General features: G+C 64.6%; 18 protein-coding genes and 1 tRNA gene. 9 read left to right on the top strand and 10 right to left on the bottom strand.

Features of this window, described 5'->3' with window-relative positions; genetic code table 11:
* Positions 1-356 precede the first annotated feature (356 nt).
* The 3 genes from P6U30_RS01425 to P6U30_RS01415 all read left to right on the top strand — a co-directional run bounded on the left by P6U30_RS01425 (position 357) and on the right by P6U30_RS01415 (position 1,779).
* Entirely contained in the window at positions 357-761 is a 405-nt protein-coding gene (locus tag P6U30_RS01425; protein ID WP_407167787.1) for a VOC family protein, read from the top strand.
* 377 nt (positions 762-1,138) lie between these two features.
* Complete coding sequence (locus tag P6U30_RS01420) at positions 1,139-1,360, top strand: hypothetical protein (RefSeq protein ID WP_407167786.1); 222 nt, start codon at positions 1,139-1,141, stop codon at positions 1,358-1,360.
* A complete protein-coding gene (locus tag P6U30_RS01415; protein ID WP_407167785.1) occupies positions 1,357-1,779 on the top strand; it encodes a hypothetical protein in 423 nt (140 codons plus the stop codon). The genes P6U30_RS01420 and P6U30_RS01415 overlap by 4 nt, the downstream gene beginning before the upstream one ends.
* A 246-nt stretch (positions 1,780-2,025) precedes the next feature.
* Here P6U30_RS01415 and P6U30_RS01410 read toward each other — a convergent pair whose 3' ends face one another.
* The 6 genes from P6U30_RS01410 to P6U30_RS01385 all read right to left on the bottom strand — a co-directional run bounded on the left by P6U30_RS01410 (position 2,026) and on the right by P6U30_RS01385 (position 8,204).
* Positions 2,026-2,958, bottom strand: coding sequence for a lysozyme inhibitor LprI family protein (locus P6U30_RS01410; protein ID WP_407167784.1), 933 nt, complete (start codon positions 2,956-2,958; stop codon positions 2,026-2,028).
* Between the two features lie 549 nt (positions 2,959-3,507).
* Positions 3,508-4,155 (bottom strand): hypothetical protein, encoded by a 648-nt coding sequence (locus P6U30_RS01405; RefSeq protein WP_407167783.1) that lies wholly within the window; start codon positions 4,153-4,155, stop codon positions 3,508-3,510.
* Between the two features lie 125 nt (positions 4,156-4,280).
* A tRNA-Thr gene (locus P6U30_RS01400) sits at positions 4,281-4,356 on the bottom strand.
* A 91-nt stretch (positions 4,357-4,447) separates the two neighbouring features.
* Positions 4,448-6,178: a heme biosynthesis protein HemY gene (locus P6U30_RS01395; RefSeq protein WP_407167782.1), complete on the bottom strand. Its 1,731-nt coding sequence runs from the start codon at positions 6,176-6,178 to the stop codon at positions 4,448-4,450.
* A 7-nt stretch (positions 6,179-6,185) separates the two neighbouring features.
* Complete coding sequence (locus P6U30_RS01390) at positions 6,186-7,352, bottom strand: COG4223 family protein (RefSeq protein WP_407167781.1); 1,167 nt, start codon at positions 7,350-7,352, stop codon at positions 6,186-6,188.
* A gap of 120 nt (positions 7,353-7,472) precedes the next feature.
* A complete protein-coding gene (locus P6U30_RS01385) occupies positions 7,473-8,204 on the bottom strand; it encodes a uroporphyrinogen-III synthase (RefSeq protein WP_407167780.1) in 732 nt (243 codons plus the stop codon).
* A 181-nt stretch (positions 8,205-8,385) separates the two neighbouring features.
* Here P6U30_RS01385 and tsaD point away from each other — a divergent pair, with 181 nt between their 5' ends.
* Genes tsaD through P6U30_RS01370 form a run of 3 tightly spaced genes read left to right on the top strand, consistent with a single transcriptional unit; the run spans position 8,386 to position 10,869 of the window.
* Positions 8,386-9,459, top strand: coding sequence for a tRNA (adenosine(37)-N6)-threonylcarbamoyltransferase complex transferase subunit TsaD (gene tsaD / locus P6U30_RS01380; RefSeq protein ID WP_407170655.1), 1,074 nt, complete (start codon positions 8,386-8,388; stop codon positions 9,457-9,459).
* Between the two features lie 13 nt (positions 9,460-9,472).
* Positions 9,473-10,453, top strand: a complete 981-nt coding sequence (locus P6U30_RS01375; RefSeq protein ID WP_407167779.1) for an NAD(P)H-dependent glycerol-3-phosphate dehydrogenase — start codon at positions 9,473-9,475, stop codon at positions 10,451-10,453.
* Positions 10,454-10,455: 2 nt separating this feature from the next.
* Positions 10,456-10,869: an EVE domain-containing protein gene (locus P6U30_RS01370; protein ID WP_407167778.1), complete on the top strand. Its 414-nt coding sequence runs from the start codon at positions 10,456-10,458 to the stop codon at positions 10,867-10,869.
* A 155-nt stretch (positions 10,870-11,024) separates the two neighbouring features.
* On the opposite strand, the gene P6U30_RS01365 is transcribed toward P6U30_RS01370, so the two are convergent.
* On the bottom strand, positions 11,025-12,215 hold the full coding sequence (locus tag P6U30_RS01365) for a DNA topoisomerase IB (protein WP_407167777.1): 1,191 nt from the start codon (positions 12,213-12,215) through the stop codon (positions 11,025-11,027).
* A gap of 268 nt (positions 12,216-12,483) precedes the next feature.
* Positions 12,484-12,996 (bottom strand): DUF2059 domain-containing protein, encoded by a 513-nt coding sequence (locus P6U30_RS01360; RefSeq protein ID WP_407167776.1) that lies wholly within the window; start codon positions 12,994-12,996, stop codon positions 12,484-12,486.
* 200 nt (positions 12,997-13,196) lie between these two features.
* Between P6U30_RS01360 and acs the strand changes: the two genes are divergently transcribed.
* Positions 13,197-15,149: an acetate--CoA ligase gene (gene acs, locus P6U30_RS01355; protein WP_407167775.1), complete on the top strand. Its 1,953-nt coding sequence runs from the start codon at positions 13,197-13,199 to the stop codon at positions 15,147-15,149.
* A 398-nt stretch (positions 15,150-15,547) separates the two neighbouring features.
* Complete coding sequence (locus tag P6U30_RS01350; RefSeq protein ID WP_407167774.1) at positions 15,548-16,063, top strand: L,D-transpeptidase; 516 nt, start codon at positions 15,548-15,550, stop codon at positions 16,061-16,063.
* 94 nt (positions 16,064-16,157) lie between these two features.
* Here the strand turns inward: P6U30_RS01350 and P6U30_RS01345 are convergent, their stop codons facing one another.
* Positions 16,158-16,757 carry a thermonuclease family protein gene (locus P6U30_RS01345; protein WP_407167773.1) on the bottom strand — a complete coding sequence of 200 codons (600 nt, stop codon included), beginning with the start codon at positions 16,755-16,757 and terminating at the stop codon, positions 16,158-16,160.
* 42 nt (positions 16,758-16,799) lie between these two features.
* Positions 16,800-17,009, bottom strand: a complete 210-nt coding sequence (locus P6U30_RS01340) for a DUF1674 domain-containing protein (RefSeq protein WP_407167772.1) — start codon at positions 17,007-17,009, stop codon at positions 16,800-16,802.
* A gap of 176 nt (positions 17,010-17,185) precedes the next feature.
* Between P6U30_RS01340 and P6U30_RS01335 the strand changes: the two genes are divergently transcribed.
* Positions 17,186-18,532, top strand: a complete 1,347-nt coding sequence (locus tag P6U30_RS01335) for an RsmB/NOP family class I SAM-dependent RNA methyltransferase (RefSeq protein ID WP_407167771.1) — start codon at positions 17,186-17,188, stop codon at positions 18,530-18,532.
* Positions 18,533-18,543 lie beyond the last annotated feature (11 nt).

Raw genomic sequence — 18,543 nt, 5'->3', positions numbered from 1 at the left:
GCCTAAGCGCCTTCAAGAAAGACGCCATCGCGCCCGACGGCCGCGGCTCCCACCAAAAATGTCGAAAACAACCCCATGCAAAGTAGCCAGCGGCCGTCGTTTCCGGGCTGGACAGTTGGGGACTGGTGCGCCGCGGCCATGAAGATGGCCCTATGACGGCGGGGCCTGCGGCGTATTCCAACCGGCGCCTATGCGACAACCTGCGATGTCGAGCTGCGCCACATGCGCGGTCATTCGTCCAATGCGGTCCCAACCTCTACCCGACCCATTCTGCAGGCATATCTTTGCGCCTGGACGCAAGCTCATAGCAGCCGCATTCGTAAGACCACTGCGCAACCGGCAACGAAGGAGCAACGATGTTCGACCACCTGGGAATGGTCTTTCGGGACCTGCGCATGGCCAGCGCCTTCTACCGTGCGGTGCTCGCGCCGCTGGGCATCAAGGTGATGGAGGACCACACTGCAGCCGACGGGACCGGATGGCTGGTGTTCTCCACGGGCGCGCCGGAGTCGCCCTTCTTTGTGGTGGCAGGCGGCCGGCCTAGCTTCTGGACAGATGAGCATGAATCAGCTCGGAGCCCGGCGCACTTTGCCTTCAGGGCGCCGTCGCGCGCCGCCGTCGATGCCTTTCACCACGCCGGCCTTGCGGCGGGCGCGGCAAATAACGGCGATCCCGGTGTAAGGCGGGGGCGATACTACTGTGCTTTCCTGATTGATCCGGACGGCAACAATATCGAGGCAGGCGTCTACGCCGACGCCTAAACAATTTGCGGCCAAAGCGCTGTCACCAAATTCGATGGCCGATGATGGTCTGTCAGAGCGCAGGATATCGCGTTCTGGCAAAGAGTGGCGCGCAAGAGGGATTCGAACCGCGACCCCGTCATTGCGAATACTGGATTTCCGAATGACACGGCCTCACGCCTGCTGACGCAAATCGGCGTTTACCGCGATCTTTCAAGGTCTTCGTTGGGCCTTGTTACGGACTCTTACCAACACCATCAGGAATATTGTGAGAAAATATAGAAGCCGACGAGATTTCGAAAAAGTCCGCCAGAAAGCGAGAAGCTACGTTGGACGCACCAACTTTAACGTTTGAGTTCAGCCGACCGCAACGGATTTGTGCATATGGTCCGCCCGCCATGAACCGGATCACGATCGTTAAGACCGATGGCAGCGTTTACGAGGTGCACACATTGCCGCGCGACGCTTGCCCGATCCTGTCCGCCGGTCATCTCGCACGTTGCCATAGAGCGAGGAATTTCCGCTACCAGATTGAGGCCTCCGGCCAGAAGTCAGAAGCTTTCACCGCGGTTGAGATCGAGGCTCGCGCGGCGTTGCAACGGGAGTTCGGCGCGGCATGATCACGCCAGAGCACATAATTGAGCAGGCCAACGCGAGCCCGACGAATCGCACAAGCCTCGATCACGCGCTGGACTTGTCCATCGAGTGTTACCACATGGCGCACCCAACTGGCTTCTTTGCCCGGATGCGGTTTCGAAGGAAGGCGCGCGAGACGGATTCGGCAGTGGCCGACTTTGTTGAGCGCCTTGTTGACGACAACGGCAACACGCTCAACGCCGAAGACAGGCGGACAGTCTATGATTGGTTTCGCGAAGTCATCTATCTGCTAACGAGGCGGGAGCACGCGCGAGATATCGTGACGGACGAAAACATGCCGCTCGCGGCAAGGCTTGCCTACGCAAAGCTCGCCGGCATGCGATACCAAAACGATCGCCCGGAACGGCCCGGCCAAGGCGGCTTCGTGAGAGTGGAAGAGTAAGGGGTCCTTCCCACTTAGGGCAAGTTTGAAGGGAACGGTGGCAACCATCCGCCTCTCAACCGTCACGGGGTGCGCAAGTTCAACCCGGCACGTAAAGACCAGCATTGAAACACGGCGGGTTTATCTATAACCCCTAACAAGATTGCCGCTGACCTCGTACCTTCGCGATCAAGAGGACAAAAATCGCAAACACCCACGCGGGCAGCGGCATGCTGCCGCGGAGCAATTACTAGCCTGCATCGCACCCTAGTCCATTCTGTTTTCTTCGGCCTCCTTGATCTGCTTTATTCTATCCGTAGTAAGCCGAGCGGCGGTGGTGTGATAGATCAAAGGCCTTATAGTTCCGCCGTGGTGCCACTCAGTTTGGCGATTCGCTTCAGCTTCCTTAAAGGCCAGCCAAGCACGCTGCACGTCCTTTAGCTCTTTCGTGTCGGAACTCTCCTCAATACTGCGACAGAGACCTTCTAGCTCATCCATCGCAGCCGCGTGCCTGCTAGCGGCTTCGGTGTTCATTTCCATTTGTGAGAGAGGATAGTCGCCGAAGATCAGGGTGGAAAAATGCTCGTCTGCCGCATGCAGAAACTCGGCGGCAACGTCCAAAAATTTTATCACCTCTTCAGCGTCGTGCGGTGGGTTCTCCGGCAACTCATGAACTACTATGTTTCTAACTTCGAAGATGCGCGCAAGCACGCGACGGTGCTCATCAATGTCTCCGATGATTGGAGCGAGCGCTTCACCACGTTGCCTCTCCTCCCACCGGTCCCTAACGGTCGCGAGCGCGAGAAACAAGTCCTGATCCAGTATCGTCTTTAGCGTCGCCGCTGCTGTATCGAGATGGCTCAACGAAACGCTATGACCAATTAACTCGCCCAGGCTGATTGATCCACCCTGCAAGCTCCGAGCGATCGCAAAGTCATATTTTATGTTGGCGTTGAGCTTAGCCGCCCGTTCTACGTATGGGGCGCCGTGATCCACCAAAACTTGAATCCAATGACGGAGGAAGACTTCTATTAGGGTCACAATTCGAACCGGGATTAGTTCTTCAATTCCGTTACCGGCATTCTTGTTGTGCTCCCACAATCTTCTGAGAGTGCTAAGATCACTATAGTGCGGGACTCTTCTGTATTTTCCGGCTCGCTGCTTTATCGACAGAAGTTCTTCAATCCGGTCACGTGCCATGCTTCTCGTCCACCGTTGAAGCGTCTACTGACGCGCGTTCGCGTAGTCCGAACAGTCGCCCGGCTTTCCGCCCTGTCTCACACAAGTACGATAGACCCACGGCTCAATGAAGCTCCCGGCCCAAATTTCCCGCTCTGCTTTCTGCGCTTCATGCTGCATCGGATCGTATCAATCTTTCGAGTATTTCGGCCAGTCGAGCGCGAGCCCACCCGGCACAAGCCACTCTCCCAGGTCAACGCCGCCTACTGAGCACGTTGCGACTGTACGCCCATAGACATCACGGTCGACCGGCTCGCAGCTATCGGGGCGCCCCGCGATGAAGCCGTCCAGTTCATTCGCTGATTTCGCTTCGCAACGATACGGCAAGCTGTCGTCGCCCCCCGGCAGAGCTGCGAGCTTTCGGGCGCATCGATGCCCCAAAGGCAGATGCGGATACCGTGGATTTCGAGCGTGTCTCCGTCGATGACTCTGGGTTAGGCTATTAGGTCGGCGGACAATCCTGCGCCGCTTTACGCGATGACAACGCAACGATTGAAGAGAAGACGCGCGTCATTTCGCGGCGATAATCGCTTCAACGTCGGCTAGATCGCCTAGCTCCTCGATCCACGGAGATGCAATGTAGACGGTGCCGCCCCACGCGCTCATTGGTATGAGCAATCCGGTACGGCTGACTGATGTACACAGGGGACCGATTTCATCCGGATTGTAGCCGGAGGCCTTCAACTCAACTTCTAGGCGCTGCCAAAAATCGTTTGCGGCCTCCGGTCCACCGGCGACGATCTTCCGTCTGATTGCGATGGCCTTCCCGATGACCATGAGTTCGTCGCGTGTCAACTGTTCTAGGATATTGGCCCATCTTCTGAACTTGTCTGGGTCGAGCGCCTTGTTCTTCTTGAGGCCCGCGATGATTTTGGCAAGGAGTCTCAAGTTCTCGCGCGCCGCTCCATCGGAAACGGCCTTTGAGAACCGATAGATTATCTCGATCAGCGGGTCGGTCTCGCGGCCGCTGAACTCTATAGGCCCAGCAGAGCCATTTGAGACTTCTGCGATCAAAATTTCGGCGGCTTCTCTTTGCTTCCTCTCCAGATATTTGTCACCAAGCTTCCCAAGAAAGCCCCCGCCCGGCATTTGTAGTACGGATAAAACGTCACCGGCGATGGCCGCACCAAAGGGGATCATTTCCTTACCCTTCGCCATCATTCCTCCGATGTGCGGTGGCCCGATGTCCTCTTCATCAGGACCGCGCATGACGATGTTGAGCGCGTCACCTGGTAGGGGCCATTGCAGTGCCTTCGCCTCATCCCACAAAGCGAGGTGAGAACTGGTGCCGCAAGAGGGATTCGAACCCCCGACCCCGTCATTACGAATGACGTGCTCTACCAACTGAGCTATTGCGGCGGACCGTTCGGCAACGGCCTTGAAGGGCAGCCACCTGATATCGGGCATGGCCTCGATTGGCAAGGACAAGCGGGGCCCCAGGCTCGCGGATTTAACTCCCCAAACGTGACAGAAATCCGCGCCAGCCGCCCATCTGGGCCTTGGGCGGGCCGATTTGCTCGGCAAATTCGTCTCTGGCGCCGTCCTCGTCGACCCCGGGGTCGTCGGGGGCGCGGACGATGGGGATCACGGCCGGAATCGGCGCCGGGGCGGCCTTGGGCAGGTCGGTCCGCGAGCGGAACAAGGGGGCGGGCGCGGGGGCGGCTGATTCGGGGGCCGGCGCGGGCTCGGCCGGGGCTGGTTCGGCCTCGATGACCTCCGGCGGCGGGGTGTTGTCCTGTGCGGCAGGCGTGGCCGGCGCGGCGGGTTTCATCTCGATCGGCTCGGCCGGTTCTGGCGCCGCGGGCTCGTTGCCTGCCTGCTTCGGCGGCTCGACCCGGCGCGGGGCCAGCATCGCCTCCTCGAAGGCCGACGTGTCGACCGGATCGCGCTTGTCCGACGGCAGTGCCGCCACCGGCGTCTGCCACTGGAAGGCGTCGAGCCGACCGGTGACCGGCGAGACCGGACGCCAGCGGTCCGAGACGTAGCCGTCGGCGGTCCAGACCGGATCATGCAGCGCGCGCACCGCGCGCAAGGTCCAGGCCCGCGCCCGGCCGCTGTCGCCGTGCTCGGTGCGCTCGATCTCGGCCATCAGCAGCGCGACGCGCTGGGTCGGCGCCGCTGTGAACGGCTCCAGCGCCGCGCGCGCCTTGGCGAATTCGGAGGCGTCGATCGCCGCGCGGGCGACCGCCAGCGCGCCTTCGATATGGCCTGGCGTCTTGGCCGCCAGCGTCTCGACCCGAACCAGGCGCTGGCGCGCGGAATCGCCGAGCCGCACATGCGCATAGGCGTCGGCGAGATCGGGATGCGGCTGCGCCAGCCACGCCGCCTCGACGAGGCGCATGGCGCGGCGCACCTGATGCGCCTCGCTGTCGAACTTGGCCGCGAGCACCGCCGCCGGGATCAGCGTCGGCGCGAGCTTGACCGCCTCCATCACGCTGTCGCGCGACAGATCGCGATCGACCGTCTCCAGCTCCAGCGCGCGCGCCGTCAGCAAGACGCCGCGCTGCCGCCGGTAGGTCGCCTTGTCGATCAGCCCCGATGACTGGTTGTTGTCGAGGATCTTCAGGGCGCCGGCCCAATCGCCCTTGGCGCAGCAGAAGCCGAGCACGGCATGCGACGCCCATGACGACGAAGGCGACGTCTTCAGCGCCTCCTCCGCGATCATCACGGCCGCGACCGGATCGTCGGCGCGCTGGGCCTCGATGAACAGGCCGCGCAGGCCGAGCAGCCGCGTGTCCTCGCGCTCGGCCATCGCGCGGAAGGCGCGCTCAGCGCCGGCGCGGTCACCGTCGAGCTGCGCCGACTGCGCATGCAACAGCAGCGTCAGCGGATCGTGTTCGGCATGACGGCGCGCCACGTCGGCATGCATGCGGGCTGCCGCAGAATCGCCGTGGCCGATCGCGAGCAGACCTTGCGTGATGGCGTGGCGGCCGCGGGCCCGGCGGCGCTCGCGGCCGGCGCGACGGATGCCTTCCGGCATGTTCCAGAGCGCGCGCAGGATGGTCCACGCCGCCATCGCGGCCACCACGACAATGCCGAGGCCGAGCACGAGCACCGGCAGCGACGTCACGACGCGCCAGCCGTCCCATGACAACACGACCTCGCCGGTTTGGTCGGCCACCCAGGCCGCGCCCGCCGCAGCAAGCGCGATCAACAGCAGAAACAGGATGATCCGGATCATGGGGGGCCTATTGATTGACCGAGGCGAGCGCCGCCATCGCGTTGTCGGCGAACTTTCGCGATGCGTCGAGCGCGGCGCGCCGCGCGTCCACCCGCTCGATCCAGGCTTGCGCCGCAGTGCGATCGGCCGGCGGCAGCGACCTCAATTCATGTTCGGCCCGTGCCAGATCGTTGTGCACGGCGGCCGAGGTCATCCGCGCGACGATGCTGCCGCGATCCGTGCCGGTGCCGGTGCCGTCGGTCCGCTCGATGTGGATCAGCTTGGAGGCTCCGGCCTGCAGGCGATCCACCAGCCCCGCACCCGTCGTCGCATCCTGCGGCGGCGGCGCGAGCTTCGGGACGATTTCGATCAGTTCTCGGCAGAGCTTGTTCGCGTTGGGGACTCCGGATGCCGCAAAGGCGTCGAGCGGCTTCAGGGCATCCGGATCGTCGGCGAGCGCCTTCGCGGCCGCAAGCGAAGTGACGAAAGGATCGCCATGGCGGACCGCGACGTCGAGCAGAGATGCGGCGACGAGCCGGCGCAACGGCGTGTCGTCGGCCGGCTTCGCCTCGGCCCGGGTGTCGGCGATCTTGCTGTCCTGTTTGGCGATCTCGGCGGTCTGCGCCTTCACCGCGCCCTCGATCCGGTCGATGCGCGCGCTGATCGCCGACAGGTCGGGCTGGGCCTTGGTGCCGGCGGCCGCCAGCTTGTCGGACTGCGCGCGCGTGGCGGCGAGATCGCTACGCAAGGAGGCGATCGATTTATCCAGCGCGTCCAGGCGCGGATCGGCCGGCGGCCGGCCGACTTTGGCCTCCAGCCCGGCGAGGCGCGCACCGAGATCGTCGATCGCCGCGGCGTTGAGCTGCGGCGCGGGCTGCACCTGTGGCCAGCCGAGCAGCCAGCCGACCGCGATCACCAGCGCGGCGGCCACCGCGCCGGAGACCGGCGCGATCACCCAGGGCGAAACCGGCCGCGACGGCTCGGATGGCGGCGCTTCCGAAGCGGTCTCGGGACGCGGCTGCTCGCGCTCCGCAGCGGCTTCGGGCGCGGCCGCATCAGCAGATGGCTCGGGCTGCTCCGCCTTCGGCGCCGCACTGGAGACCTCGGTCGCCTCGAGTTCAATGGTCGGCGGCGCGCGCTTGGGCCGGGCGGAATCCGGCGACGGTGCGGTATCCTCGGGCCTCTCTTCAGCCATCGCAGGGTCCTCAAAACGAATGACGGCCCATTCTAGCAGAATCGGCCGGCGTTCTCAGAGCACGATCCGAAAAACTGGGAAATGGCTAACGTCATGACCAGACGAAAGAATTAGACGGGGTCAGGGCCGCAAGAGGCGGTCCAGCGCGTCCAGCAGCGCGCTCTCATCCGGCCGCGCCGCCACCGCCACCTGGGTGGCGCCGGCGTCGCGGAGCACAGAAGCGACGGCGGCCGAGATGCAGCATTGCGGCAGCGCCAAGGCCGAGATTTCGAGCCCGCGCGCGCGAACCGCGTCCAGGAAGGCCAGCGCACTGCGGCGCGAATAGTGCAGCACTGCCTTGATCCGGCCGGCCAGGAACGCCTCACTGACTTCGTCCGGAAAGCTTGCGACCGGCACCATCCGGTAGGTGGTGCGGGTGACGACGGTCAATCCCTTCTTGCCGAGCTCGCCGGCGAGATCGCGCGAAAGGTCGGCGCCGGCGAGATAGAGCAGCCTCGCGGCCTTCGCCAAGTCTCCGGCATCGACGCGCGCCAGCACGAGATCGCGCAGCGCAATGGCATCGCCCTTTGCCACCAGCACCTCACCGAAGCCGGCGGCGCGCGCGGCATCGGCGGTGTGGGCTCCGACCGCGAACAGCGGCAGCCGCAACAGCCGGCTACCTGTGAGATCGATGGCGCGCAGTGCATTGGCGCTGGTCAGGATGACTGCGTCATAATGCATCTCGTCGTCGTCATGAAACGGCAACGGTTCGAAGCGCAGCATCGGCGCCGCCAGCGCGTCGAAGCCACGCGCCCGCAGGCTGGCGAGCGTCGCCTCGTTGTCGGGATGCGGGCGCGTGACGAGAACGGCCACGGCTCAGCGCTCCAGCCGCGCGAAATGGGCATTCACCAGCGATTGCACTTCAAGACCTCGCAATGCTACCCCGGAAGGGACATTTCTCTTTTGATTGAGCAGGATTTGGTCGGAGCACCGGTTCCGGCTTTTCCGGATCATGCTCGTAGCACAAGGGCCGCAATTGAGTAACGATCGACCGATGCTGGTGTTGGGTATAGAGACCACCTGCGATGAGACCGCAGCCGCCGTGGTCGCGCGCCAGGCCGACGGCTCGGGGCGGATCCTGTCCAACGTCGTGCGCTCGCAGACCGAGGAGCACGCCCGCTTCGGCGGCGTGGTTCCGGAAATCGCCGCGCGCGCCCATGTCGATTTGCTCGACGGCATCGTCGACAGCGCGATGAAGCAGGCCGGCGTCGGCTACCCGCAACTGTCGGCGGTCGCGGCCGCGGCCGGGCCCGGCCTGATCGGCGGCGTGATCGTCGGGCTGACCACCGCGAAGGCGATCGCGATGGTGCACGATACACCGCTGATCGCGGTGAATCATCTCGAGGCGCATGCGCTGACGCCGCGGCTGACCTGCGCGCTGGCGTTTCCCTATTGCTTGTTCCTTGCCTCGGGCGGGCACACCCAGATCGTCGCCGTGGTCGGCGTCGGCGAATATGTGCGGCTCGGCACCACCGTCGACGACGCCATGGGCGAGGCTTTCGACAAAGTGGCGAAAATGCTGTCGCTGCCCTATCCCGGCGGGCCGCAGGTCGAGCGCGCGGCCGAAGGCGGCGATCCCAGGCGCTTCGCGTTCCCGCGCCCGATGCTCGGACGGCCCGACGCGAACTTCTCGCTGTCGGGGCTGAAGACGGCGGTGCGCAACGAAGCCAGCCGGCTGACGCCGCTGGAGCCGCAGGACATCAGCGATCTCTGCGCCAGCTTCCAGGCCGCGGTGCTGGAATCCACCGCAGACCGGCTGAGCGTCGGCTTGAAAATCTTTCAAGAGCGGTTCGGCACGCCGCGGGCATTGGTCGCGGCCGGCGGCGTCGCCGCCAATCATGCCATCCGCGACGCATTGCAGGATGTCGCGGCCCGCGCGCAGACCACATTGATCATTCCGCCGCCGGCGCTCTGCACCGACAACGGCGCCATGATCGCCTGGGCCGGCGCCGAGCGGATGGCGATCGGACTGACCGATACGATGGAGGCGCCGCCCCGCGCCCGCTGGCTGCTCGACGCCAATGCGAAGGCGCCCGCCGGCTACGCCAACAGCCGCGCCGCCTATTGAGCCGAGGCTTCCAATGCCGGCACACAGCTCAGTCAGCGTGATCGGGGCCGGCGCCTGGGGCACGGCGTTGGCCGATGTCGCGGCGCGCGCCGGACGCAGCGTCACGCTCTACGCACGCAATGCCGGGCACGCAGCGCAGATTGAGACGACGCGGATCAATCCGCGGCTCGCCGGCCTCCGGCTCGGTCCAGCGATCGCCGTGACGTCCGATATCGCGGCTGCAGCGCGCGCCGACGTCATCCTGGCCGTGACCCCGGCGCAGCATCTGCGTGCGGCCGTCAGTCATCTTGCGCCACATCTGAAACCCGGCACACCGGTGATCGCCTGCGCCAAGGGCATCGAGCACGGCACTCACAAATTCATGACCGAAGTGATCGCGGAAGCCGCACCTCAGGCGGTGCCCGCCATCCTGTCGGGACCGAGCTTTGCCGACGACGTCGCGCGCGGACTGCCGACCGCGGTGACGCTAGCGGCGAGGGATGAGACGCTGGCAAGTCGCCTGGTGCAGGCGCTCGGCTCGGCGACATTCCGGCCCTACCACACGACCGACGTGCGCGGCGTCGAGATCGGCGGCGCGGCGAAGAACGTGCTGGCGATCGCGGCCGGCATCGTGGTCGGGCGCGAGCTCGGCGCCTCCGCGCTCGCCGCGCTGACCACGCGCGGCTTCAGCGAGCTCGCTCGTCTCGGCCGCGCCTGCGGCGCGCGTACCGAGACGCTTGCCGGCCTGTCGGGATTGGGCGACCTGCTGCTGAGCTGCTCGACCGCGCAATCGCGCAATTTCGCGCTCGGCCGCGCGCTCGGCCGCGGCGAAGCTCCTCCCGTAGGCAAACTCGCCGAAGGCGCATTCACCGCGCCGGTGCTGATCGAACTCGCCGCTTCGCAAAATGTCGATATGCCGGTATCAAAAGCCGTCGCGGCGATCCTGAGCAACACGCTGACGATCGATGCGGCGATCGAGGGCTTGCTGACGCGGCCGTTCAAGGCGGAGGAATGACAATGGCGTACTGGCTGGTGAAATCCGAACCTTCGGCCTGGTCGTGGGACCAGCAGGTGGCCAAGGGTGCGAAGGGCGAAGCCTGGACCGGCGTGCGCAACTTCACGGCGCGGCAAAATCTCGTCAACATGAAGAAGGGCGACAAGGCGTTCTTCTATCACTCCAACGAGGGCAAGGAGATCGTCGGCATCGCCGAGGTCATCAAGGAGGCCTATCCCGACCCGACCGACAAGACCGGCAAGTTCGTCTGCGTCGACATCAAGGCCGACAAGCCGTTGAAGACGCCGGTGACGATGGCTGCGATCAAGGCCGACAAGAAGCTCGCCGATATGGCGCTGGTGAAATATTCGCGGCTTTCGGTGCAGCCGGTGACGTCAGAGGAATGGAAGTACGTCTGCAAGATGGGTGGGCTGTAGCGTTCCAGCCTCTTTCGTCGTCCCGGCGAAGGCCGGGACCCATAACCACAGGGCTGCGTTATTGCAGCACGCTGTAGCTCCAGATTGTCTCAGCAATCAAGATTCGGGGTAATGGGTCCCGGCCTTCGCCGGGACGACGATGGATTATGCTGAGCCTACGCCCCCGCCGCCATCACGACCTGGGCCAGCAACTGCTCGCGCTTGGACTGGGTGCGGTAGCCGCCCATCGTCGCGGCGAAGCGCTCGAGAATGCCATCTTCGAATGCGGTGACGATGGTGTCGTGGACGTAGCTGCGGCGGCAGATCGCCGGCGTGTTGGAGAGCTGATCGGCCGCGGCGCGGATCGCTTCCAGCACCTGGCGCTTGCGGCCGCGCTGGCTGGTGGCCGGCGTGATCCGCGACAGCGATTCCACGACGACCGCAGACGCCATCAGCGTGCGGAAGTCCTTCAGCGAAATCTTGATGCCGGCGATTTCGCGCAGGAATGCGTTCACCGCCGTGGTCGACGCCGCGCGCACGACGCCGGAGCGGTCGTAATACTGGAACATGCGCTTGCCCGGCACCGTGCGCAAAATGCCGACCGCGCGCACCAGCTTGGCCGCATCGCATTCCTTGCGCACCGCCTTGCCGCCCTTGGCCTTGAAGGTCAGCACCAGGGAATCGTCCTCCAGCGTGACGTTGGACTTCAGCAGGGTGGTGGCGCCCCGGGTGCCGTTGAGACGGGCATAGGATTCATTGCCGGGCCGGATCGCGGTGCGCGCGATCAGCTCGATCACCGCCGACAGCGCGAATTCGCGCGTCGGTTCGTCGCCGGACAGAAACGCCGAGACCTTGCGCCGGATCTTCGGCAGCGCCGCAACCAGCTTGGCGAGCCGATGCGCCTTGCGCTGCTCGCGGACCTTTTCCCAATCGGCATGATAGCGATATTGCAGCCGGCCGGCGGCATCGCGGCCGACCGCCTGTAGATGCGAGCTTGGATCGCTGGAATAGCGCACGTGGCGATAGGCCGGCGGCACCGCCATCGCATGCAGCCGGCGGATGGTGCGGGCATCGCGGATGCGGGTGCCGTTGGCGCGAATGAATGAATAGCCGTTTCCGCGCTTGATGCGGCGGATGGTCAGCTCGTTCTGGTCACCGAGCCTGAGGCCCAGATCGCGCGCGAGCTCTTCGACCGTGGTGCGGATGGCGGCGGGCGCGTCGAACTTGATCTTCGGCGATGGCAGCTTTGCCCGCGGCGACAGCTTTGCCTGTGGTTTGGGCGGCCATTGGCCCAGTGCCTTCGCCAGGGCGACAGCAGGATCGGCGGAAACGGGCCGCACAGCCGCGATGTTCTGCTGATCCGCCATCTGTTCAAGACACCTTCTTCTGCCTGCGCTCCCGGTAATGCCGTTTTTCTAGCTTCGTTCCGGTCGGGCCGTGTGGCCACGGGGATGCGATTTAGGGGGTCCTGGCCCATATTGCGAGTCGCGAATCACCCAAAACGGTCTCTAATTACCTTTCATAGGTGCCATTCGCCCGATAACGTTGATGTCAGCCTGCCGCGACACGCGAAATTGACGGCGGGTTCCACCGACCACAACGGCGCGCCGGGGACGATAGCGCGCGGAAATCAGGTCAGAGGTCGTGCCCCTTCTTGCGCAGTTCCTCGATGATCCGTTGCCGCATGTCCGCAGCCACGGACTGGCCGAACTTCTGGCCGGCCAGCAGCGATTGCTGCGTCACGATGGGTGACTTCCGCAGGAATGTCTGGCCCACCGGGGTTTTGTAGAAGGCAATCAGGCCGCGCAGATCGTCCGGCGTGAAGTTGCTGGCATAGACGATGGCGACGGCTTCCGACAATTCGTTGAACCGCGCCTGGAAGCCGGCGAGCAAGATCGGCGTCAGGGTATCGTAGTCATGGTCGACGTCGCTGCGGCCCTGGACGATCGCGGGCTTCATGCTCTTCATGATGGCCGGCATCAGCGCCTTGAACTGATCCATCAGGTGGATCGTTGTCACCAATTCCCTTGCGACGGCGAGCGCCTCCGGTGTCGGCGCCGGTGCTGCCGTCTGGGCGCGCGCAAGCGGTGCGGCCAGCGACATCACTACGACCAAGAGAGCAGTGACCCGGGCCACGCGATGGAGCATAGGTTTCTCTCGTCGATAGATTGCGGTAAAGCCGTCTTAGCACATGCAAATGCCGGAAGGACGCGCCTAGTGGCTGCTGCGCGACAAAGGTGACAGTCCTTTTTCCTTGCCCGGCCGGAACGCGGCCACGCATAATCCCGGCAGTGATCAAGACGGCTTGCCACCGCGTCGTTTGCGATCGGCAATGAGTGGAGGAAATGATGTCCGAGAAGATTTATGACGTGCCGGCTGACTGGGCCAAGCGCGCTTATATCGATGATGCCAAATATCGCGAGATGTACGCGCGATCGGTATCGGACCCCAGCGGCTTCTGGGCCGAGCACGGCAAGCGGATCGACTGGATCAAGCCGTTCACCAAGGTCGAGAACGTCTCCTTTGCGCCCGGCAACATCTCGATCAAATGGTTCGAGGACGGCGAGCTGAACGTCGCCTGGAACTGCATCGACCGTCATCTGGAGAAGCGCGGCGACCAGACCGCGATCATCTGGGAGGGCGACGATCCCTCCGAGTCGAAGCACATCACCTACCGCCAGCTTCACGACGAAGTCTGCAAGATGGCCAACATCCTGCGCACGCGGAACGTCAAGAAGGGCGACCGTGTCACGATCTACCTGCCGATGATTCCGGAAGCGGCCTATGCCATGCTGGCCTGCGCGCGGATCGGCGCGATCCATTCGGTGGTGTTCGGCGGCTTCTCGCCCGACAGCCTCGCCCAGCGCATCAAGGACTGCGATTCGAAGGTGATCATCACCGCCGATGAAGGTTTGCGCGGCGGCAGGAAGGTGCCGCTGAAGGCCAATGTCGATGCGGCCATCGCCAAGACCGGCGGCGTCGACTGGGTCGTGGTGGTGAAGCGCACCGGCGGCGCCGTCGACATGAACCCGACGCGCGACCTCTGGTACCACGACGCCGCCAAGATGGTCACCGCGGAATGCCCGTGCGAGCCGATGAATGCGGAGGACCCGTTGTTCATCCTGTACACGTCGGGCTCGACCGGAACGCCGAAGGGCGTGCTGCACACCTCCGCCGGCTATCTCGTGTTCGCGGCGATGACGCATCAATACGTCTTCGACTATCACGATGGCGACATCTACTGGTGCACCGCCGACGTCGGCTGGGTCACCGGCCACAGCTACATCCTCTACGGGCCGCTCGCCAACGGCGCGACCACGCTGATGTTCGAGGGCGTACCGAACTACCCCGACAACTCCCGCTTCTGGAACGTCGTCGACAAGCACAAGGTCAACATCTTCTACACCGCGCCGACCGCGATCCGCGCGCTGATGCAGGGCGGCGACGAGCCGGTGAAGAAGACGTCACGCAAGTCGCTGCGGTTGCTCGGCTCGGTCGGCGAGCCGATCAATCCGGAAGCTTGGGAATGGTATCATCGCGTGGTTGGCGACGACCGCTGCCCGATCGTCGACACCTGGTGGCAGACCGAGACCGGCGGCATCCTGATCACGCCGCTGCCCGGCGCGACCAAATTGAAGCCGGGATCGGCGACGCGGCCGTTCTTCGGCGTGGTGCCCGAGATCGTCGATGCCGACGGCAAGACGCTGGAGGGCGAGACGTCGGGCAACCTCTGCCTGACGCGCTCCTGGCCCGGCCAAATGCGCACGGTGTATGGCGATCACGCCCGCTTCGAGCAGACTTACTTCTCGACCTACAAGGGCAAGTACTTCACCGGCGACGGCTGCCGCCGCGACGCCGACGGCTACTACTGGATCACCGGCCGCGTCGATGATGTGATCAACGTTTCCGGCCACCGCATGGGCACCGCCGAGGTCGAAAGCTCGCTGGTCGCGCATGAGGCTGTGTCCGAAGCCGCGGTCGTCGGCTATCCTCACGACATCAAGGGCCAAGGCATCTACGCCTACGTCACCTTGATGAAAGGCACCGAGCCGACCGAGGCGCTGCGCAAGGAGCTGGTGGCCTGGGTCCGCAAGGACATCGGCCCGATTGCCTCCCCCGACCTGATCCAATTCGCGCCCGGACTACCGAAGACGCGCTCGGGCAAGATCATGCGCCGCATCCTCCGCAAGATCGCGGAGGACGAGTCGTCGAGCCTCGGCGACACCTCGACGCTCGCCGACCCGGCCGTGGTCGACGATCTCGTCAAGAACCGCCAGAACAAGAAGGGCGCGCCGGCATAGAGCGTTTTCGAGCGAAGTGGACACCGGTTCGCGTGAAGAAAACGCGTCAAACAACAATCTAGGCTGACGCCGCCAACATCGAAAACAAAGAGTGCAGGGCCGCGCGCGATCATCGCCGCGGCCCTTCCGCTTCGTGGCGGTCGGCGGTTTCACGCAATTGTCAGAGACCCGGCGCCCCCGACGCGGATTTGCGGCGGAGTGTTGTTTCCAGGTCATTTACTTTGATCCGAACATTTCCTTTCCTTTTGCCACTATGACGTGTCTTGCGACTCGCGCGGCAACCATCCGGTTAAGCCACGCGGCTAACATTGCGTATGTGAGACCGGCAGGCCCCGCTGTTGGGCCCTGCTGCTGGTTTTGAGGCCCCGCGAGGGGCTTGTTGGGCAGTGGAGAAGGTGATGTCGTTGAAGATTGCGGTGGCGTTGGCCACCACCATCGGGGCGGGCGCCTTGATGTCGTCAGCCGCCGAAGCGCGACCTGAAATGGTCGGCATGCGCGCCGAGAACTATTCGCCGGGCACCATCGTGGTGAAGACGGCCGAGCGGCGGCTCTATCTCATCCTCGATTCCGGCCACGCGATGCGTTACCCGGTCGGCGTCGGCAAGTCCGGCAAGCAGTGGGCCGGCACCACCCAGATCGACGGCAAGTATCGCAACCCGGCCTGGTCGCCGCCCGCCGAACTGAAGCGCGACAAGCCGAGCATCCCGAACGTGATCCCGGGCGGCTCGCCGCAGAATCCGATGGGCGTTGCTGCGATGACGCTTGCCGGCGGCGAATATGCGATTCACGGCACCAACGTGCCGGGCTCGGTCGGCGGCTTCGTGTCCTATGGCTGCATCCGCATGCTCAATTCCGACATCACCGACCTCTATCAGCGCGTCTCGGTCGGCACGACCGTCGTCGTCACGCGCTGATATCGATCGGAGCCGGCGAGACAAAGGCCGCGCATCCGCGCGGCTGTTGTTTATTGCGATATCAGGAGAGAGCGCTGCGGAAGACCATCTCGCGTCAACGGATGGCGTTGGCGCACCAGCCGCCGCGATGCCCGCCATTGTAGGCTCGCGCGTAGCCGCCCGCGAGCAATGCAGCCGAAACGTCGTCGGTCTTTCTTGTCGCGACGTCGGCGACGACACGTCCCTGATACTTGTCGGGACCGACATTGTAGATCACGACATCGCCCTGACGGAGCAGTTCGCGCAGCGCTGAAGTCGCCGCCTCCGCCATCTGCAGCTCTTGCGGACAGGACGCCTTCAGCTCCGGCGCATCGATGCCGCGCAGGCGGACATGCGTGGTCAGGTCGAGACCGGGCGATACATGCACCCGTGCCGCGAAGGTGTCGCCGTCGATCGTCCTGATGACGTCGGCGGGATGCCGGGCATCCGGTGCGCCGGCGCGTCGCCAGATCGCATCGCTATCTCGAGGCCGGCTGTCGGACCAATGCGGCAGCGGCACGTGCACCCATCGGCGGATCGGCAACATGGAGCCGGCCGCCATGCCGAGAACGAACACCCATGGCAGCGCCGCCGAGAAGCGCCGGCCCCAGCGCGACCGGCCAAAGGGCGGGCGTCCCGGCGCACGATGAGCATTTATTCTCTCATATGGGGACATATTCCCCTGACTAGGCCTGAGTCGGCCTGTCCGGCAAGGATGTCAGAAATCGGAGGCGATGCCCTTGGTTTCCCAGTCGCCGTAACGTGTTGGTTCCGGACCCTTCGGCCCCTGGAACTCCTTCGGCCGCGTGGCTGCGGTCTGCTCGGCGGCCTTGCGCCGCGCCTCGGCCTCGGCGAGCGCGCGCTGCGCGGCCGGCGTCAGCGGCTTGCGCGGCACCGCTTCGCGCGGCGGTGAAGAATTATCAGACATGGCAAGACTTTCCGGCTGCGCATTGCGCATCCTCCCGTCGGCGCAGCGACGGCATGACGATCACAAGATATCTCGGAGCGATTCTTACATTTGGCATATTCGCGTGCCAGAGAGGTTTTCCAGTTCATAGGCATGAGCCGAATGTAACTCAGCACCTTTCGAGATATCTCCGCTTCATGCCTCCTTCAAGATTTGCAGTTCCTTCCGAAGTACCCGGTCTCGCGGCACGACGAATCGCGGCCGACATTCTCGACGGCGTGCTGCACAAGCATCGCACGCTCGACGACCAGCTCGACGGCACGGGCGCGCATCCCGGCCTGAAATCGCTCGCCGACCGCGACCGCGCGCTGATGCGGCGGCTGGTGTCGACCATCCTGCGCCGTCTCGGCACGCTCGGCCATCTGCTGTCACGCCTGCTCGACCGCGGCATCCCGACCGATGCGCCGCGCGCGCAAAGCGCGCTCCTGATCGGCGCCGCGCAGATCCTCTGGATGGACGTGCCCGATCATGCCGCGGTCGATCTCTCGGTGCGCCTTGTTCAGTCGGACCGGCGCGCGGCGAAATATGCCGGGCTTGTCAACGCCGTGCTGCGCCGTTGCGCGCGCGAGGGCCAGGGCCTGATCGACGAGATCAAGATGCAGACGCTCGATCTGCCGCAATGGATGCTGACGCGCTGGATCGCGCATTATGGCGAATCGACCGCGCGCGACATGGCGCTCGCACTAAGCCATGAACCGTCGCTCGATCTCACGGTGAAGTCGGACGCGCCACAATGGGCAAGCCGCCTGCATGGCGAGACGCTGCCGACGGGAACCGTGCGCACCCTGCTGCAGGGTTCCGTGACCATGCTGCCGGGTTTCGCGGAAGGCCAATGGTGGGTGCAGGATGCAGCGGCCGCGTTGCCGGCGCGCCTGTTCGGCGACATCAAGGACAAGGCGATCGCCGACCTCTGCGCCGCGCCGGGCGGCAAGACCGCCCAGCTCGCCTTTGCCGGCGCGCGCGTCACCGCAGTCGACCGGTCGCCGGCGCGGATGGCACGGCTGCGCGACAACCTCACGCGTCTCGCGCTGCAGGCGGAGAACGTCGTCAGCGACACGGTCGAATGGCCGGCGCAGGCCGAAAGCTTCGACGGCATCCTGGTCGATGCGCCCTGCACCTCGACCGGAACGATTCGCCGCCATCCCGACGTCGCCTGGCTGCGGCAAGAGGCCGACATCGCCACGCTGTCGGGACTGCAGAAACGGCTGCTGCAAAAAGCCGTCGGACTGCTGAAGCCTGGCGGTACGCTGGTGTACTGCACCTGCTCCCTGGAGCCCGAGGAGGGCGAACAGGCGATTGCCGCGCTGCTGGCGGGCGAATCGGGCTTACGGCGTGCACCGGTCGAGAGGGGCGAGGTCGCGGACCTCGACGAAATCATCACCGCCGACGGCGATTTGCGCACACTGCCCTGTCATTTGCCCCATGCCGACGCACGACTGGGCGGGCTGGATGGATTTTACGCGGCCAGGCTGGTTAAGTCCTGATTTTAAACCTG

This window comes from Bradyrhizobium sp. ORS 111, from assembly GCF_045571485.1.
GTDB lineage: Bacteria > Pseudomonadota > Alphaproteobacteria > Rhizobiales > Xanthobacteraceae > Bradyrhizobium.
The sequence above is the reverse complement of the archived record's forward strand: the minus strand, read 5'-3'. Positions and strand labels throughout refer to the sequence as shown.

Bases quoted from the DNA above. Each gene is read 5' to 3' on its own strand.
- P6U30_RS01410 (WP_407167784.1), bottom strand. From the start codon at position 2,958: ATGGCACGTGACCGGATTGAAGAACTTCTGTCGATAAAGCAGCGAGCC.
- P6U30_RS01420 (WP_407167786.1), top strand. From the start codon at position 1,139: ATGAACCGGATCACGATCGTTAAGACCGATGGCAGCGTTTACGAGGTG.
- P6U30_RS01350 (WP_407167774.1), top strand. From the start codon at position 15,548: ATGTCGTTGAAGATTGCGGTGGCGTTGGCCACCACCATCGGGGCGGGC.
- P6U30_RS01405 (WP_407167783.1), bottom strand. From the start codon at position 4,155: ATGGCGAAGGGTAAGGAAATGATCCCCTTTGGTGCGGCCATCGCCGGT.
- P6U30_RS01370 (WP_407167778.1), top strand. From the start codon at position 10,456: ATGGCGTACTGGCTGGTGAAATCCGAACCTTCGGCCTGGTCGTGGGAC.
- tsaD (WP_407170655.1), top strand. From the start codon at position 8,386: ATGCTGGTGTTGGGTATAGAGACCACCTGCGATGAGACCGCAGCCGCC.
- P6U30_RS01365 (WP_407167777.1), bottom strand. From the start codon at position 12,215: ATGGCGGATCAGCAGAACATCGCGGCTGTGCGGCCCGTTTCCGCCGAT.
- P6U30_RS01360 (WP_407167776.1), bottom strand. From the start codon at position 12,996: ATGCTCCATCGCGTGGCCCGGGTCACTGCTCTCTTGGTCGTAGTGATG.
- P6U30_RS01335 (WP_407167771.1), top strand. From the start codon at position 17,186: ATGCCTCCTTCAAGATTTGCAGTTCCTTCCGAAGTACCCGGTCTCGCG.
- P6U30_RS01395 (WP_407167782.1), bottom strand. From the start codon at position 6,178: ATGATCCGGATCATCCTGTTTCTGCTGTTGATCGCGCTTGCTGCGGCG.
- P6U30_RS01390 (WP_407167781.1), bottom strand. From the start codon at position 7,352: ATGGCTGAAGAGAGGCCCGAGGATACCGCACCGTCGCCGGATTCCGCC.
- P6U30_RS01415 (WP_407167785.1), top strand. From the start codon at position 1,357: ATGATCACGCCAGAGCACATAATTGAGCAGGCCAACGCGAGCCCGACG.
- P6U30_RS01340 (WP_407167772.1), bottom strand. From the start codon at position 17,009: ATGTCTGATAATTCTTCACCGCCGCGCGAAGCGGTGCCGCGCAAGCCG.
- P6U30_RS01375 (WP_407167779.1), top strand. From the start codon at position 9,473: ATGCCGGCACACAGCTCAGTCAGCGTGATCGGGGCCGGCGCCTGGGGC.
- acs (WP_407167775.1), top strand. From the start codon at position 13,197: ATGTCCGAGAAGATTTATGACGTGCCGGCTGACTGGGCCAAGCGCGCT.
- P6U30_RS01425 (WP_407167787.1), top strand. From the start codon at position 357: ATGTTCGACCACCTGGGAATGGTCTTTCGGGACCTGCGCATGGCCAGC.
- P6U30_RS01345 (WP_407167773.1), bottom strand. From the start codon at position 16,757: ATGTCCCCATATGAGAGAATAAATGCTCATCGTGCGCCGGGACGCCCG.